Source organism: Streptomyces sp. QH1-20 (assembly GCF_041283565.1).
GTDB lineage: Bacteria > Actinomycetota > Actinomycetes > Streptomycetales > Streptomycetaceae > Streptomyces > Streptomyces syringius.
In genome coordinates, this window is the sequence record NZ_CP166299.1 from 2,675,624 (window position 1) to 2,690,039 (window position 14,416).

At 70.0% G+C, this 14,416-nt stretch carries 17 protein-coding genes; 8 read left to right on the forward strand and 9 right to left on the reverse strand.

The features are described from left to right. Window positions 1-7: 7 nt before the first annotated feature. From AB8O64_RS12055 to AB8O64_RS12065, 3 genes are all read right to left on the reverse strand, one after another. On the reverse strand, window positions 8-466 hold the full coding sequence (locus AB8O64_RS12055) for a GNAT family N-acetyltransferase (protein ID WP_370419159.1): 459 nt from the start codon (window positions 464-466) through the stop codon (window positions 8-10). 44 nt (window positions 467-510) lie between these two features. After that, the gene (locus AB8O64_RS12060; protein ID WP_370419160.1) at window positions 511-1,773 is read right to left on the reverse strand and encodes an NAD(P)/FAD-dependent oxidoreductase; all 1,263 of its coding nucleotides are present in this window, start codon (window positions 1,771-1,773) and stop codon (window positions 511-513) included. Window positions 1,774-2,010: 237 nt separating this feature from the next. After that, window positions 2,011-3,354 carry a deoxyguanosinetriphosphate triphosphohydrolase gene (locus tag AB8O64_RS12065; protein WP_370419162.1) on the reverse strand — a complete coding sequence of 448 codons (1,344 nt, stop codon included), beginning with the start codon at window positions 3,352-3,354 and terminating at the stop codon, window positions 2,011-2,013. A 203-nt stretch (window positions 3,355-3,557) separates the two neighbouring features. On the opposite strand from AB8O64_RS12065, the gene AB8O64_RS12070 reads away from it, so the two are divergent. Next, complete coding sequence (locus AB8O64_RS12070; RefSeq protein ID WP_370419163.1) at window positions 3,558-4,256, forward strand: vancomycin high temperature exclusion protein; 699 nt, start codon at window positions 3,558-3,560, stop codon at window positions 4,254-4,256. Between the two features lie 81 nt (window positions 4,257-4,337). On the opposite strand, the gene AB8O64_RS12075 is transcribed toward AB8O64_RS12070, so the two are convergent. Further along, complete coding sequence (locus AB8O64_RS12075; RefSeq protein WP_370423849.1) at window positions 4,338-5,336, reverse strand: adenosine deaminase; 999 nt, start codon at window positions 5,334-5,336, stop codon at window positions 4,338-4,340. 255 nt (window positions 5,337-5,591) lie between these two features. On the opposite strand from AB8O64_RS12075, the gene AB8O64_RS12080 reads away from it, so the two are divergent. The 4 genes from AB8O64_RS12080 to AB8O64_RS12095 are packed head-to-tail and all read left to right on the forward strand — an operon-like array spanning window position 5,592 to window position 8,216. Further along, entirely contained in the window at window positions 5,592-6,455 is an 864-nt protein-coding gene (locus AB8O64_RS12080; RefSeq protein ID WP_370419164.1) for an oxaloacetate decarboxylase, read from the forward strand. Then, complete coding sequence (locus AB8O64_RS12085; RefSeq protein ID WP_370419165.1) at window positions 6,452-6,850, forward strand: hypothetical protein; 399 nt, start codon at window positions 6,452-6,454, stop codon at window positions 6,848-6,850. Before AB8O64_RS12080 ends, AB8O64_RS12085 begins: the two co-directional genes overlap by 4 nt. 3 nt (window positions 6,851-6,853) lie before the next feature. Then, complete coding sequence (locus tag AB8O64_RS12090) at window positions 6,854-7,879, forward strand: bile acid:sodium symporter family protein (protein ID WP_370419167.1); 1,026 nt, start codon at window positions 6,854-6,856, stop codon at window positions 7,877-7,879. Between the two features lie 10 nt (window positions 7,880-7,889). Then, the gene (locus tag AB8O64_RS12095; protein ID WP_370419170.1) at window positions 7,890-8,216 is read left to right on the forward strand and encodes a hypothetical protein; all 327 of its coding nucleotides are present in this window, start codon (window positions 7,890-7,892) and stop codon (window positions 8,214-8,216) included. Between the two features lie 16 nt (window positions 8,217-8,232). Here the strand turns inward: AB8O64_RS12095 and AB8O64_RS12100 are convergent, their stop codons facing one another. Further along, on the reverse strand, window positions 8,233-9,177 hold the full coding sequence (locus tag AB8O64_RS12100) for a serine protease (protein WP_370419171.1): 945 nt from the start codon (window positions 9,175-9,177) through the stop codon (window positions 8,233-8,235). Window positions 9,178-9,198: 21 nt separating this feature from the next. Beyond that, window positions 9,199-9,642: an ATP-binding protein gene (locus tag AB8O64_RS12105; RefSeq protein ID WP_370419172.1), complete on the reverse strand. Its 444-nt coding sequence runs from the start codon at window positions 9,640-9,642 to the stop codon at window positions 9,199-9,201. A gap of 191 nt (window positions 9,643-9,833) precedes the next feature. On the opposite strand from AB8O64_RS12105, the gene AB8O64_RS12110 reads away from it, so the two are divergent. The 3 genes from AB8O64_RS12110 (at window position 9,834) to AB8O64_RS12120 (ending at window position 12,017) form a co-directional block, all read left to right on the forward strand. Continuing rightward, window positions 9,834-10,691, forward strand: coding sequence for a helix-turn-helix domain-containing protein (locus tag AB8O64_RS12110; protein WP_370419173.1), 858 nt, complete (start codon window positions 9,834-9,836; stop codon window positions 10,689-10,691). Next, complete coding sequence (locus AB8O64_RS12115) at window positions 10,691-10,936, forward strand: DUF397 domain-containing protein (RefSeq protein WP_370419174.1); 246 nt, start codon at window positions 10,691-10,693, stop codon at window positions 10,934-10,936. Before AB8O64_RS12110 ends, AB8O64_RS12115 begins: the two co-directional genes overlap by 1 nt. A gap of 79 nt (window positions 10,937-11,015) precedes the next feature. Beyond that, the gene (locus AB8O64_RS12120) at window positions 11,016-12,017 is read left to right on the forward strand and encodes a hypothetical protein (protein ID WP_370419175.1); all 1,002 of its coding nucleotides are present in this window, start codon (window positions 11,016-11,018) and stop codon (window positions 12,015-12,017) included. A gap of 25 nt (window positions 12,018-12,042) precedes the next feature. On the opposite strand, the gene AB8O64_RS12125 is transcribed toward AB8O64_RS12120, so the two are convergent. From AB8O64_RS12125 to AB8O64_RS12135, 3 genes are read right to left on the reverse strand one after another with little or no spacing between them, the layout of a single operon-like run. After that, a complete protein-coding gene (locus tag AB8O64_RS12125) occupies window positions 12,043-12,966 on the reverse strand; it encodes an aminoglycoside phosphotransferase family protein (RefSeq protein ID WP_370419176.1) in 924 nt (307 codons plus the stop codon). Between the two features lie 42 nt (window positions 12,967-13,008). After that, on the reverse strand, window positions 13,009-13,827 hold the full coding sequence (locus tag AB8O64_RS12130) for a tyrosinase family protein (protein WP_370419177.1): 819 nt from the start codon (window positions 13,825-13,827) through the stop codon (window positions 13,009-13,011). Between the two features lie 40 nt (window positions 13,828-13,867). Continuing rightward, complete coding sequence (locus AB8O64_RS12135; protein WP_370419178.1) at window positions 13,868-14,284, reverse strand: tyrosinase family oxidase copper chaperone; 417 nt, start codon at window positions 14,282-14,284, stop codon at window positions 13,868-13,870. Window positions 14,285-14,416: the final 132 nt, after the last annotated feature.

The window sequence follows — 14,416 nt, forward strand, 5'->3', positions numbered from 1 at the left end:
GGACCGCTCACCCCGGGAGCTTGATCGTGAAGAGGTAGTGCGGGCCGACCGACTCCACGACGAACTCCTCGCCGGTGACGGTGAAGCCCTGGTGCTCGTAGAAGCCCCGGGCGGAGGTGCGGCCGTTGCACCAGGCGAGGCCGGCGCCGCGGGCGGCGGCCTGGTCCAGCCCGGCCCGCAGGACGGCGACGCCGTAGCCGAGACCCCGGACGGCCGGGTCGCTGGCCATGCCCCGAAAGCGATACGCGGCCTCCCCGGCCTCCCCGGGCAGCGCCTCCGGGAAGAAGCTGACACACGCCCGTACCGCCCCCCGCTCGTCGTACGCCGCGATGTGGAACGTGCCCGGGGCGGCGTCCTCCGCGAAGACGGCCGCCTCCGCCGGCAGGCCCGGCCGCAGCACCGACCGGCGCAGCTCGAAGATCTCCGCCACGGGTACCACGGCCGTACGGGCCGGTGAGGTCGTCATACGGATCACGCTACGTCCGGCGGGGCGCCCCCTGGAAGCCCCGCCTACGGAAGCAGTGACTCCAGGGGGACGGCCGGGTCGGCGAGGGCGTTCGGGTCGAGCCGGTGGCCGGAGCGGATCAGCTTCTGGACGGTGTCCGTGACGTCCCACACATTGACGTTCATCCCGGCGAGCAGCCGGCCCTCCGCCAGCCAGAAGGCGATGAATTCGCGCTTGCCGACGTCACCGCGGCAGACGACCTGGTCGTACGAGCCGGGGGGCGCGTAGCCGGAGTACTCCAGGCCCACGTCGTACTGGTCGGAGAAGAAGTAGGGCACCCGGTCGTACGACACCTCCTGGCCCAGCATGGCGCGGGCGGCGGCGGGGCCCTCGTTGAGGGCGTTGGCCCAGTGCTCGACGCGCAGCCGGGTGCCGAGCCACGGGTGCTCGGCGGCCGCGACGTCGCCGGCGGCGAAGATGTCGGGGTCGGAGGTGCGCAGCGAGGCGTCGACGGCGATGCCGCCGCCGTCGGCCCGGTCGACGAGGGCGAGGCCCGCGGCTTCGGCGAGGGCGGTGCGCGGGGCGGCGCCGATCGCGGCGAGGACGTCGTGGGCGGGGTGCTCCTCGCCGTCGTCGGTGCGGGCGGCCAGGACCATGCCGTCGTGGCCGGCGATCTCGGTGAGGCGGGCCCCGAAGTGGAAGCGGACGCCGTGCTCGGAGTGCAGATCGGTGAACAGCTGGCCCAGCTCGGGGCCGAGGACGGTGTGCAGCGGGGTGGGCTCGGACTCGACGACGGTCACCTCGGCACCGTAACTGCGGGCTGCGGCGGCGACTTCGAGGCCGATCCAGCCCGCGCCGGCGATGACGAGGTGGCCGTTGTCGCGGCCGAGAGAGGCGAGGACGCCGCGCAGCAGCTCGGCGTGGGCGAGGCGGCGCAGATGGTGCACGCCCGCGAGGCCGGTGCCGGGGATGTCGAGGCGGCGGGGTTCGGCACCGGTGGCCAACAGCAGCCGGTCGTAGTGGATCCGGGTGCCGTCACCGAGGCGCACGGACTTGGCCTCGCGGTCGAGGTGGACGGCGGGCAGGCCGAGGTGCAGTTCGATGTCGGCCTGGGCGTACCAGCCGGGTTCGTGGACGAAGACGCTCTCGCGCTCGTCCTTGCCGATGAGGTAGCCCTTGGAGAGCGGCGGCCGCTCGTAGGGGTGGTCGCGCTCGTCACAGATGAGGATCACCCGCCCGGTGAAGCCCTCCGACCGGAGGGTCTCGGCGGCCTTCGCCCCGGCCAGGCCCCCTCCGACGATGACGAACGTCTGGTGTGCGTCGACCACTTGCTGCCTCCTCGATGCCACGCAGAACGTCTGCGTTAACCGCCCCCGGTCGTAAAATCAGCAGTGCCGAGCGTCCCGCACGGAGCCTGCCGCCGGAAGAGGGACTACCCCGGACGGGTCACGGTCCGTCCTTCGGATACGTACCTCGTCTGTGAGCCCGTCCGGCGATTGAGGACCGGGGTCCGGGGCGGAGCCCCGGGAAAGGGATGCCCCGGGGCCCCGGCCCCGACACGCGGGTCACCCCCCGGGCCTGACCCCGGACCGCCCCGCCGCGAGGCGAGCGCGCAGGGAGCGGGCGGAGGCGTCGGTGAGCGCGGCGATCTGGTCGATGACGGCACGCAGCCGCCCCGCGTCGTCGTCGGCCTCGGCGAAGAGGGAGCGGAACTGCGGGTCGAGCCCGTCGGGCGCGCGGGCGATGAGGGCTTCGGCCAGCTCGGCGATGACGATCCGCTGGTCGGCGCGGAGCTTCTCCTGGTCCTCACGCTGGATGACGTAGCGGTCGGCGACGGCCTTCAGCACGGCGCACTCCAGGCGGGTCTCGCGGGGGACGACCAGCTCCGCGTGGTAGCGGGTCAGCCGGCCCGGCCCGAAGGCGGCGCGGGTGGCGGACTCCGCGGCGAGGCAGAAACGGCCGATGAGCTGGCTGGTGGCGTCCTTGAGGCGGGCCTGGGCGACGGCCGAGCCGTCGTAGCCGTGCGGCCACCACTCCTGGTCGAGGAGGCGGTCGAGGGCCTCGGCCAGCGCGGCCTCCTCCGCCCCCGGGGCGTAGCGGCCGGCGGCCACGGCGAACACCTCGCGGCGCTCGGGGTCGGCCTGGAGCATGTTGGGGTCGAGGTGGCCGGCGTGCAGCCCGTCCTCCACGTCGTGCACGGAGTAGGCGACGTCGTCGGCCCAGTCCATGACCTGGGCCTCGAAGCTCTTGCGGTGCTCGGGGGCGCCCTGGCGGAACCACTCGAAGACGGGCACGTCGTCGGCGTAGACCCCGAACTTCCGGGAGCCCGGGTCGGTGGGGTGCCCGCCGCGCGGCCAGGGGTACTTGGTGGCGGCGTCGAGGGCGGCGCGGGTGAGATTGAGGCCGACGCTCACCAGCCGCCCGGTCGGGGCACCGCCGAGCGTCTGGGGCACGAAACGCTTGGGCTCCAGCCGGGCGAGGAGGCGCAGCGACTGGGCGTTGCCCTCGAAGCCGCCGCAGGCCTCGGCGACTTCGTTGAGCGCCTGCTCGCCGTTGTGCCCGAAGGGCGGGTGACCGAGGTCATGGGCCAGACAGGCGACCTCCACCAGATCGGGGTCGCAGCCGAGGGCGGCTCCGAGCTCCCTGCCCACCTGGGCGCACTCCAGGGAGTGCGTGAGGCGCGTACGGGGGCTGGCGTCCCAGGCCTGGCCGCTGACGCCAGGGGTGACCACCTGGGTCTTGCCCGCGAGGCGGCGCAGCGCGGCGGAGTGCAGCACCCGCGCACGGTCCCGCTGGAAGGCGGTGCGACCAGGGCGTTTGTCGGGCTCGGTGGCCCATCGCTCCAGGTCCGGCGCGTCGTATCCGGCGATGCCGGGCTTTTCCGTTGCGGTCCGTGCTGTGCCGTTCATACTCCGACCGTAGCCGCCGGGTCTGACAGCTGCGCCCGCGTGCGGCCGTGCTGTCGGCCGACCGGTGCGGAACGAGCCGGGCCAGGCCCGGCCCGCCGAGAGGGCTCGCTTCCCACGGTTCGTCAGCCCTCCGCGGGGCCTCCGCGGCGGGAACCGCACCAGGTGTCGGGGCGTTGATGCTTTGGCGAACGGGGGAGAACGACATGAGGTTGGCGCGAAATCTGCGGCAGCGCCTGCGGTTGCCGGCGACCAGACGCGGGCGCCGGCGTGCGCTGTGGGCCGTGGTGGCGGGCTGTGTGCTGGCACTGCTGCCCGTCACGTGGGTGTACGCGGCGGCGGAGCCACGGCTGCGGGAGGTGCGCGATGTGCCGTCGGCGCCGGTCGCGATGGTCTTCGGCGCGGGCCTGTGGAAGGGCAAGCCGTCCCCGTATCTGGCGCACCGCCTGGACGCGGCGATCGAGCTGTACCGCGCGGGCAAGGTGCGGGTGATCCTGGTGACGGGTGACAACGGCCGCACGGACTACGACGAGCCGGACGCCATGCGCCGCTATCTGACCGATCGCAAGGTGCCCGACAGCCGGGTCGTCAGCGACTACGCGGGCTTCGACACCTGGGACTCCTGCGCCCGCGCCAAGCGGATATTCGGGGTGGACCGGGCCGTGCTGATCAGCCAGGGCTTCCACATCCGCCGCGCGCTGGCGCTGTGCGGGGCGGCGGGCATCGACGCGTACGGCGTCGGGGTCGACGCCGTGCACGACGTCACCTGGTACGGGGGCGGGGCCCGCGAGGTCCTCGCCGCGGGCAAGGCCGCGCTGGACGCGGTCGTCCGCCCGAGCCCCACGTTCCTGGGCCCGCACGAGCCGGGTGTCCAGCGGGCCCTGTCGGCGGCGGAGCGGGGTTAGAGTCCGAGCCCAGCCATATCAAGCCCGTCCGGCGTTTGAGGACGCGCCCGCAGGGCGCCCGCCGCCGCGGGCGGCCAGGCCCTAGGCCCCCGGCTGGGGCCGGTACGCGTCGACTTCCTTCAGATACAGCTCGCGCGTCTCGGCGTCGAGGAACGCGGCCCGGAAGGAGTTCCGGGCCAGCGTGCGCAGCGTCTCCGGGTCGAGGTCGAGAGCGTCGCGCACAGCGGTGAAGTTGTCGTCCGCGTAGCCGCCGAAGTAGGCGGGATCGTCGGAGTTGACCGTCACCAGCAGCCCGGCGTCGAGCATGGTGCACAGCGGGTGGTCGGCCAGCTTGTCGATGACGCGCAGCCGTACGTTCGACAGCGGACAGAGCGTCAGCGGCACCTGGTCGGCGACCAGTCGGGACACCAGCGCGTCGTCCTCCATGGCACGCACCCCGTGGTCGATCCGGTCGACGCCGAGGATGTCGAGCGCCTCCCAGACGTACGCGGGCGGCCCCTCCTCCCCCGCGTGGGCCACGCACTTCAGCCCGGCCTCGCGGGCGAGCGCGTACACCTCACGGAACTTCGACGGCGGGTTGCCGACCTCCGCCGAGTCCAGGCCGACGGCCGTGATGCGGTGCAGATACGGGCGGGCGGCCTCGAAGGTCGCGAGCGCGGATTCCGCACTCTCGTCACGCAGGAAGCACATGATCAGGCGCGTGCTGATGCCGTACTTCTCCGGGGCGGCGTCGAGCGCGCGCGTGAGGCCCTCGATGACGGTGCCGATCTCCACACCGCGCGCGGTGTGGGCCTGCGGGTCGAAGAAGATCTCGGCGTGCCGCACGCCCTGCGCCTGCGCGCGGGCCAGATAGGCGTGGGCGAGGTCGGCGAAGTCGTCCTCGGTGCGCAGGACGGTCATCAGCGCGTAGTAGAGGTCCAGGAACGACTGGAGGTCGGAGAAGGAGTAGGCGGCCCGCAGTGCGTCCTGCGAGGCGTACGGCAGCTCGATGCCGTTGCGCGCGGCGAGCGCGAAGGCCAGCTCGGGCTCCAGCGTGCCCTCGATGTGGAGGTGCAGCTCTGCTTTGGGTATCGGGGGCAGCGACACGGTGGGACCTGTTTCCGGGAGCGGAGCGGGGTGCCCTGCCAGCGTAAACCCGGCAGGGCCGCCCACCGTCCGGGCCCCTGGGGAGCCGGGCTTCTCCCCCGGGCTTTCACATCTTCCACACTCTTGTTCTGTTTTTGCATATTCGACCACAAAAGGGGAGTCCAGACCGGTTTGCACCACTGGCCGCCCGGAAAGCATCCGCGCGTAGCTGCCTTGGCTGCCTGTGCGAACTCACCGCAAGGAGAAGACATGCTGCACGGAAACGCCTTACGTGAAGCGATCGCGGGTCCCGGGACCACGCCCCTCCTCGGAATCTACGATATGTACTCCGCCTCACTGGCGGCTCGGTACTACGACGGATTCTTCGTATCCGGATTCGGTTTCGCCGCCTCGCATTACGGCCTCCCCGACATCGGTTTCATCGCCTGGCCGGACATTCTGGCCTTCACCGAACGACTGCGCGCGGCTTTCCCCGGCCACCACCTGCTGGTGGACATCGACGACGGTTTCGGCGACCCGGAGGTCGCCTGCCACGTCGTGCGAAGACTGGAGCGGGCGGGCGCCTCCGGGGTCATCCTGGAGGACCAGAAGCGCCCCCGCCGGTGCGGGCACGTGGACGGCAAGCTGATCCTGCCGCTGGAGGAGTATCTGGAGAAGCTCCACCGGGTCCTCGACAGCAGACAGGAACTGGTTGTCGTGGCCCGTACGGACGCCACCGAGGAAGCCGAGATCATGCGCCGGGCGGCGGCGCTGGCGGAAACCGCGGCGGACGTCGTCCTGGTCGACGGAGTGAGAAGCGTCGAAAGCATTCACAAGATCCGCTCGGTCGTCGGCAACAAACCCCTGCTGTTCAATCAGATCGCAGGCGGTAAATCGCCGCGGCTCTCCCTTTCAGAACTCGCGGATCTGGGCGTGGACGTCGCCATTTACAGCACGCCCTGTCTGTTCGCCGCGCACCACGCGATCGACAGCGCCCTGGCGGAACTGAGAAAGACGGACGGACGGCTGCCGGACCCCGAATTGACCGAAGTGATCGGCGTCGGGGACGCCACGGAACTTCTGACGAAGAACCTCGGCCGGCACCACCCGACGCGAGAGCCGTCGACGACGTGAGCGGTGTGGGAAGCCGCCTCGGCACGCCATGGAGAACACCCCGCCTGCTCTGGTCCTCCACGGCGGGCATCACCCTCACGATCGCCGCGGCCGTCCTCTTCTGCGCGGGAGCGGCGTACCCGGCACCGGTACCGCTCGTCGCCCTCCCGGGGGACGACGACCCGGAACCGTCCTCCTTCAGCGGACCACGCACCGGGGTCCTGTTCATCGACAACTCGAACGCGGACTCATGGCTGGAGGTCGACCGGACGCTGAACACGCTGTTCGCGAGCAAGGGCACCGCGGGCAGTGACCACGACGGTGGCGGCGGCGCCATCGACGTGCGCAGCCGGGACGTCTCCGGCACCGGCAACTCCCCTGCCCAGAGCGGCGATCCGGCCCAGGACGGGGACTGACGCATGACCCCGGTCTTCCGGCCGGGCCGGCTGAGGAGGGCGGTCGACCCCTACGTCGCCGCCCTCCTCGGCACGGTCACCCTGGCCACACTGGTGCCCGCGACCGGCCGGACGGCCACGGCCGTCGGCTACGCGGCCGATGCCGCCATCGGACTGCTCTTCTTCCTCTACGGCGCCCGGCTCTCCACCCGCGAGGCCGTGGACGGTCTGCGCCAGTGGCGGCTGCAGACCGTGGTGGCGACGAGCACGTTCGTCCTCTTCCCCCTGCTGGGGCTGGCCGCCGCCGGCCTGGTCCCGTACCTGCTCACCGAGGACCTCTACACCGGCCTGCTCTTCCTCTGCGTCGTCCCCTCGACGATCCAGTCATCGATCGCCCTGACGTCCACGGCCCGGGGCAACGTCCCCGCCGCGATCTGCGCCGGTACGTACTCCAGCCTGCTCGGCATGGTCGCGAGCCCGCTCCTCGCCGCCTGGCTGATCGGCTCCGCCGTCAGCTTCTCGGCCGACGGCCTGCTGACCATCGCCACCCAGCTACTGGCGCCGTTCCTCGCCGGCCAACTGGCCCGCCGCCGGCTCACCGGCTTCCTCACCCGCCACAAGAAGCCCCTCGGCCTCCTGGACCGGCTCTCCATCCTCCTCGTCGTCTACACCGCGTTCAGCAGAGGAGTCGCGGAAGGCATCTGGCAGCAGGTCACGCCGATCCGGCTGCTGGCCCTGCTGTGCGTGGCCACGGCCCTGCTGGCCCTGGCGCTCACCACGACGTCCCTCGTCGCCCGGCGACTGGGGTTCGACCGGGAGGACCGGATCACCATTGTCTTCTGCGGCTCCAACAAGAGCCTCGCGACGGGCCTGCCGATGGCGGCGGTCCTGTTCGGCGCGTCGGCGGGCCCGGTGATCCTGCCGCTCATGCTCTACCACCAGGTGCAGTTGATGGTGTGCGCGGTCATCGCCAACCGGTGGTCGCGGGACGCCTCGACGGCGCCGGCGCCTGAATTGCCACTCAGGGAGGGGAGACAGACCACTTGTTAGGGTCCGGGGCATGGCACGCCTGAAGATCGAGATATCGGTTCCGGACGACCACGTGGAGAAGGTGGCAGCCGCCCTGCACGCATCCGGCGCGGGACGGGTCGGCGCCTACGAGCGCTGCACCAGCGTCTGGCGCATCACCGGCACGTGGCAGCCGCTGCCGGGCGCCGACCCGTACGACGGGGAGGTCGGCGTCCCGCAACACGCCACGGAGAGCCGGATCGAGTCCTTCTGCGACACCGACCAGGCCGCCGCCATCCTGCGCGCGGTCCGCGCCGCCCACCCCTACGAGGAGCCGGTCATCCACTTCCTCCCCCTGTACGAGCCGGGCGAGGGCTGAGCAAGGTTCCTGAGCCTCAGGAGCGACGCGGCTCGCGGCCGTTGATCGCGTCCAGGTACAGCTTGAAGATCTCTTCGTCGTTGACCGGGCTGTACGAGAGCTGATCGCTGTCGTCACCGTCCGGACCGCCGCCGTTGAGCCCGCCGAGCACCCCGATCAGCTCGCCCGTCTTCGTCTTCTCGTTGAAGTGAGCAAGCCAGGGGCTTCCTGACGTGCCCGAATAGAAGCCGTCACAGCGCATCTGCAACTGCTTGTGGTCATCGAGCCGGGACGTCAGGGTCGTGCAGCGAATGGCCTGGTCGGCGGGGTCGTCATCGGAGTTCGGATAGCCGATGACAGTCACCCGGTTGACGTACCCGGGCGTCCGGGTCAGCCGGTTCGCGCCCGTCACACGCTCGATCTGCCGCCCCCGGCCATCGGGCTTGACGGTGGCGAAGGCGAAGTCCAGATCGGACCCGTCGCCGTAGTCCGCACGCCGGGGATCGACGAACGTACGGTCCACCGCCCACACCCCGTAGGGCTGCGTGTCCTTGCCGCGCTGATAGCCCGGCACGAAGGCGGCGTCGTCACCGACCGAACAGTGCCCGGCGGTGACGATCAGATTCCCCTTGGGGCTGTGCACCACGCTGGCCGTGCAGTGATGGTCCTTCATGTCCTCGCCGACGTAGAACAGCACCCCCACCGACGGCACCCCGTCGAAGTGCCGCGCGCTCCCCGTCATCCGCTGTGCGGGTGACTCGGCGTCGTCGTCCTCACCGTCCCCGGCCGTCGTCGACGCCGACATCCGCGAGGGCCCCCAGAACCGTTGGGCCTCCTCGCTCGACCAGTCGCCGTCCCGCCCGTGCCCACCGGCCCCGCGCGGCACGGCAGCGGCGAGCGCGACGACATACAGCCCCGCGAGCACGGCCCGAACCCACGGGCCACGGCTCCACCGGGAGAAACGCACAAGAACCCCCACCACGTCAGGAAGGTAATCGACAGGCTAACCGCATCCGCCAAGATCCAACTCGCACCAGACTGTCTTTCCCACGGTCCGCCGAGCCACTCCCCAGCGCGTGGCCAGCGTACGAATGATCAACAAACCCCTGCCGAATTCGTCCTCCGGCGTGGCGTGCCGTGGCCTGGGGAGGGTCTCGCCCCGGGCGTCGGAGACGGCGATCCGCAGGGTGACGGCCTCTGCCCTGGTCACGGCCTGGGTGACCGTCAGCTCCACCTGGAATAGCCGCCCCCGCAGACGCCCGTGCTGCACGGCGTTGCCCGCCAGCTCGGACAGTAGGACGGCGGCGTCATCGGCGGCCTCGGGGTACCCCCAGACGTCGACGAGCCGGGCGGTGTGGCGGCGGGCGATGGCGACGCACTGAAGGCTCGACGGGTAGTTCATGCGGTCGTACTGGAGGGGGCTGGGGAGTTCCTCGGGAGCGAGCATTTTCGGTCTCCTCCGGGCGTGGGGGATCGGCGCGCGTGGCTGATTTGCGTGGCGCGATCGGTGCGTTACGGACGGTAGGGCCGCGCCCGGGCAGCCCGCAACCTCCTCCTGGAAAATATCCTCCGAACCAGGTTGCGAGCGCGGTCCGCACGGCACCAAACTGGGCGCGCAACGCCCACGAGGAGGGATACGTGACAGCCAGTCAGCCGATGCAGGGCAACAGCACGTCGACCGTTTTGGGCCGCAGACTCGGCGGCGAACTCATCAAGCTCCGGACAGCAGCGGGCATGACTCAGCCGCAGGCGGCGAAGGTCCTGAGCGCGTCCACCACGAAGGTCGCGAAGATGGAACGCGGCTGGGTTCCCATTCGAGATCCGGACATCCGGGCACTGTGCGAGCTGTACGGGGTGCGCGATCCGACCGCTGTGGGCGGCCTGCTGGAGCTGGCACGGATCGACCGTGAGCGGCGCAAGGCGAAAGGTTGGTGGAACGGTCTTCCTGTTCTTTCGCGAGTGAAGATGACGGAATACGTCTCGCTGGAGAGCGCGGCCGCCTCCATCAGGTATTGGCAGGTCTCCTACGTACCCGGCCTGTTCCAGACGGCTGACTACGTACGGGCTCTGCGTCCCGACGAGCAATTCGTAGCGGCGAGGATCGAGCGTCAGCGGCGCCTCGTCGAAACCCCACCACTGTCGGTCTGGGCAGTGATCAATGAATCAGCACTTCGCTGCCAGGTAGGCGGTCCGGACGTCATGAGGGGCCAGTTGGACCAACTGAACCGCCTCTCCCGCGAGCCGAACGTCACCGTCCAGGTGCGCCCGTTCACCGCTGGACCTCATCCAGCCTTGGGAGCCGCGTTCAACGTCCTCTCATTCGCGGAACCTGGCGCCATGGACGTGGTGTACATGGAGGTACCGCTCAGCCAACACTGGGCCGAGGGAGGCGAGGAAGCCGCACAACATGCCGCGCTCTTCGAGAGCGCCGCCGCAACCGCCCTCAACCCTGACGACTCCCGCGCCTTCATCAACGCCATGATCAAGGAGTTGTGATGAAGACGCGTTTTCAGTTCCGCAAGTCGAGCTTCAGCGACCCCAACCATGAATGCGTGGAGATAGCCACCAACATCCCCGGCATCGTGGCGATACGTGACTCCAAAAGCCCCCACGGCCCAGTGATCCGCTTCTCCCCCGGCCCCTGGGGCAGCTTCCGCGAGGCCCTCGTGACGTCGCTGAGTGACTCACTCCACCGAGTGACGCACTTCCAGCCACCCCCGGACGGCAGCCAACTCGATTGATCTTGCGACGAGTTGATGGTGGGAACACCTTCTGCTAAAACGTCGACCTCGGACAACAGCAGAAGAACCGGGGGAAACGATGACCGCATCTCCGCCTTCACCTCCGGCGGCGCCACCTCCGCAGCCGAACGACGGACCGGACCAGGAAACCCCGCGCTGGAAGAAGACGGTCAAGGTCATGGCCGTGATCGGCGGCTTAAGTGCCTTGGTCGGAGTGCCCGGCGTGATTCTCGGCCTCTGGTACCAGGACCGCAGCACCAAGTCCGGCGAGGACTCGGTGAAGATCGCTCGGGAAGCGGAAGACCGGGAGAAGGGGGAGGTGGAAGAGGACAAGAAGAAGGAAGCCGGCCCGCCGGTCGCGAGCGTGGCCGGGGCCCCTGCCTTCTACGGCTCACGTTTCGCCTTCCCCGATCGAACCACCGAGCTGGGGGAAGGAAAATCGGCCCTCTACGGGACGGAGGCGTACTCGACATGGTTCGCCAAGAACCGAGTCGCTCCCGTCGGGGTGGCCGCGACGAGGGTCACCCTGTCTCCTCTCCACGAGGGAACCGTCGTCGTCCAGAACATGCGGCTCTCCGGTCTCAAGTGCCAGCCGACCCGGTACGCGGGGACCGCCGTCGTTCCGCCGCCGATCGGGGACGGCGGGGAGGAAATGCCGCCCACGGAGATCGCCTTCGACCTCACGGAGCCCGTCCCCCGGCCGAGACAACACGAGGGAAGGGTCGTTTCCGACCCGGCCGCGAAGGCGGAGGTCTGGCGAATCAAGGGCAACGCCTTCTCGAAGGGCATCTACCTCGACGGCGGGAAACAGGCCGATGCCCGCTCCTTCGACCTCTACTTCTTCACAGGAAACAAGGACTGTGAATTCGGGGTCGAGGTCAACGTCACCAGCGGAACGAATGACGGGTGGTACCCCGTCAAGCTGAGCGGCGGGGAGAAGATGAGGGTCGCCGGCCAGGCGAAACGCTACGAGTCGGTGGTGCTACCGACGAACGCCGACCCGGAGGACCCCGTCCAGAACAAGCTTCGCGGGCCGGGGAACCCCTTCCAGCCCCTCAAGCTGGAGAAGGACCCGTTCTGACAACCGGCTCCTGCTCTACGAGAGGTCACCGCTTCAGCAGCGCATCCGCGATAGCGATGGACGACGGGGCGAGCGCGGTCTCGCCGTCGCTGATGTCCCAGAGGGAGTTCTGCAGCAGCCGCCCCAGCGTCCAACCGGTCGCCCGTGCGCGGTCCAGGCCCAGGGCCTCGGTGAGCAGGTCGAAGCGGCGCCGCACAATACGCGGGGTGTCGCCTGCCGCGACGACGTCGTCCCACCGGCTGTCAAGCGCGGGCCACAGGTCGAAGCCGGGATCCCCGGCGAGCGGCTCGGGGTCGATGGCGAGCCACGGCTCGCGCGAGGCGGCGAGCACGTTGCCGTAGTGCAGGTCCCAGTGCAGTAGCCGGTCGCCGGGTTCGTCGATCAGCTCGGCCACCGCTGACGCCCAGCCGCGTAGGAGCTGCCGGTCGGCCGGGGCGGCCAGAGCCGTGACCGCATGCGGAACCTCCTCCAGCATCTCGTCGGCGATGACTTTGAGGCTGCGCAGCCCCTGCGGCGCGGGAACGCGGATCAGCCGGGCCAGAAGCCCGGCCAGGATGCCCATCGCGGCGTCGTCGTCCTCGATCGATGCCAGTGTGCGGGCACCGTCCAGCCGCTCCAGGAGCATGGTGCCGCTGTCGGGATCGTGGTCGAGCAGGCGCACCATCCCCTCACCGTTCCAGGTGCGCAGGCCGATGAGCGCGGCGGTTGTCTCCTCCCTGGGCATCTGGAGTCTGAGGACCGCACGCGTGCCGTCCTTGCCCGACACCGGCAACACCAGCGAGGCTTCCCCCGCTCCGGCCGCGCCGTCCCGTTTCAGCTCCCAGCGGTCCAGGAATTCCGCGGCGAGAGCCGGCAGCGCGGTGATCCAGGCCGTCCCCTGCTCGCCGAAGCTTCTGGCGTACGACGCCGCCAGGGATTGCGGGACATCGACAGCCTTCACCACGCTCATACCGACTTCCTCTCAGCCCGCCAAGCCCCCCCCCCGCCACCGTCAGCGGTAGGTATAGAACTTCGTGTGGTCGAGCATGTCTTCCGGCGTGACGTCGTTCCAGGGTTTCATCGTGTCGCGGAGGCCGATCACATTGCGCGGGGCCGTGACGGGCGCGTAGCCGGAGGAGGGGTGCAGCTGCTGCCAGTCGGCCCACAGTTTGTCGATGAAACAGTGATGCAGCCAGAAGACCGGATCGTTCGGCGAGGCCCCGCTGGTCATCTGACCGCCGACCCAGACGTGGACCCGGTTGTGCAGGTTGGGGCCGCGCCATCCCTCGACGTGGTTGCGGAAGCCTTCGGACCTGCTGTTCCACGGGGCGGCGTCATACGTGGGCATGGCCAGCACGGCGTCCACCTCCGCCCGGGTGGGGAGCTCGCGGGTGCCGACGCCCAGGGCCCGCCGTAGGAAGGTCCTGCCGTCGACCCGTATGTTCATGGGCCAATTACCGCCGCCGAAGGCGAACGCGCCGGAGGTGACCCGCCCGTCTCCGCTGCGGCCGTCACCGCCGAGGAACGTGTCCGCCCACAGCGAGCTGCTGGGCGAACGATCGACCGTCCAGTCCCAGTAGGGCAGCATGACGGAGGGGTTGACGGTCTGGAGCGCCCGCTCGAACTGGAGCAGGAACCGGCGGTGCCAGGGCAGGAACGACGGTGAACGGTGTCCCGTTCGCTCGCCGTCGTCGGTGTCACTCATGATGAAGGCGTTGTGCGTGGTGATGAACTCGTCGTAGCGGCCTTGGCGCTTGAGGGCGAGGATGGCGTCGATGAAGTTCCGCTTCTCGGTGGCCGACAGGTCTGCCTGGTTCTTGCGGTCTGCCATGGCGACGGGTCCTTTCGGTGTGGGGGTGCCGAGCGCGATGTCAGACGGCGAGGGGCACGAGTGATGCTCCGTTGAGGTCCCGTACGGCGGCGCGTGCCACGTCGCGGGGGGTGGGGTGCGTCTCGTAGTGGTCGATCACGCTGATCCAGGTGCCGTCGGCGTTCTGCATCACGTGCAGATCGTCGTTGTCGATACGGACGACGAACTCGACGAGACCATGGCCGTCGGCTCCGCCATGACCGGTATGGCCGCCATGGCCCCCCTCGGCGGGCCAGCCTTTGATGTGTCGGCCGAGATACGTCTCGTCGAACGCAGCCGGCACATCGGCGGCGCGCGGGGCATGCGGGGTCCGGGGCGAGGCATTCGCAGTGGCGACGGCGGTCTGGCCGGCGAGCGCGGTACCGGCCGCCACCAGCAGGGACCGTCGGACCATGTCGCGGCGGGTGAGACGTTGCACGGTCTCTCCTCTCGTCTGTCCAGCGCGAGCGAAAGCCCGCAGCAGGAACGTTTCTTCATGAGGCGGGACGAGATCGCTCCGTCCGCCTGTGCCGCCACATGCTGACAGCGGCGGACGATCCCGCAGAGGGGC

Excerpts from the sequence above, each read along its gene's own strand:
- AB8O64_RS12055 (WP_370419159.1), bottom strand. The coding sequence starts at position 466 with ATGACGACCTCACCGGCCCGTACGGCCGTGGTACCCGTGGCGGAGATC.
- AB8O64_RS12065 (WP_370419162.1), bottom strand. The coding sequence starts at position 3,354 with ATGAACGGCACAGCACGGACCGCAACGGAAAAGCCCGGCATCGCCGGA.
- AB8O64_RS12070 (WP_370419163.1), top strand. The coding sequence starts at position 3,558 with ATGAGGTTGGCGCGAAATCTGCGGCAGCGCCTGCGGTTGCCGGCGACC.
- AB8O64_RS12080 (WP_370419164.1), top strand. The coding sequence starts at position 5,592 with ATGCTGCACGGAAACGCCTTACGTGAAGCGATCGCGGGTCCCGGGACC.
- AB8O64_RS12090 (WP_370419167.1), top strand. The coding sequence starts at position 6,854 with ATGACCCCGGTCTTCCGGCCGGGCCGGCTGAGGAGGGCGGTCGACCCC.
- AB8O64_RS12095 (WP_370419170.1), top strand. The coding sequence starts at position 7,890 with ATGGCACGCCTGAAGATCGAGATATCGGTTCCGGACGACCACGTGGAG.
- AB8O64_RS12105 (WP_370419172.1), bottom strand. The coding sequence starts at position 9,642 with ATGCTCGCTCCCGAGGAACTCCCCAGCCCCCTCCAGTACGACCGCATG.
- AB8O64_RS12115 (WP_370419174.1), top strand. The coding sequence starts at position 10,691 with ATGAAGACGCGTTTTCAGTTCCGCAAGTCGAGCTTCAGCGACCCCAAC.
- AB8O64_RS12120 (WP_370419175.1), top strand. The coding sequence starts at position 11,016 with ATGACCGCATCTCCGCCTTCACCTCCGGCGGCGCCACCTCCGCAGCCG.
- AB8O64_RS12125 (WP_370419176.1), bottom strand. The coding sequence starts at position 12,966 with ATGAGCGTGGTGAAGGCTGTCGATGTCCCGCAATCCCTGGCGGCGTCG.
- AB8O64_RS12130 (WP_370419177.1), bottom strand. The coding sequence starts at position 13,827 with ATGGCAGACCGCAAGAACCAGGCAGACCTGTCGGCCACCGAGAAGCGG.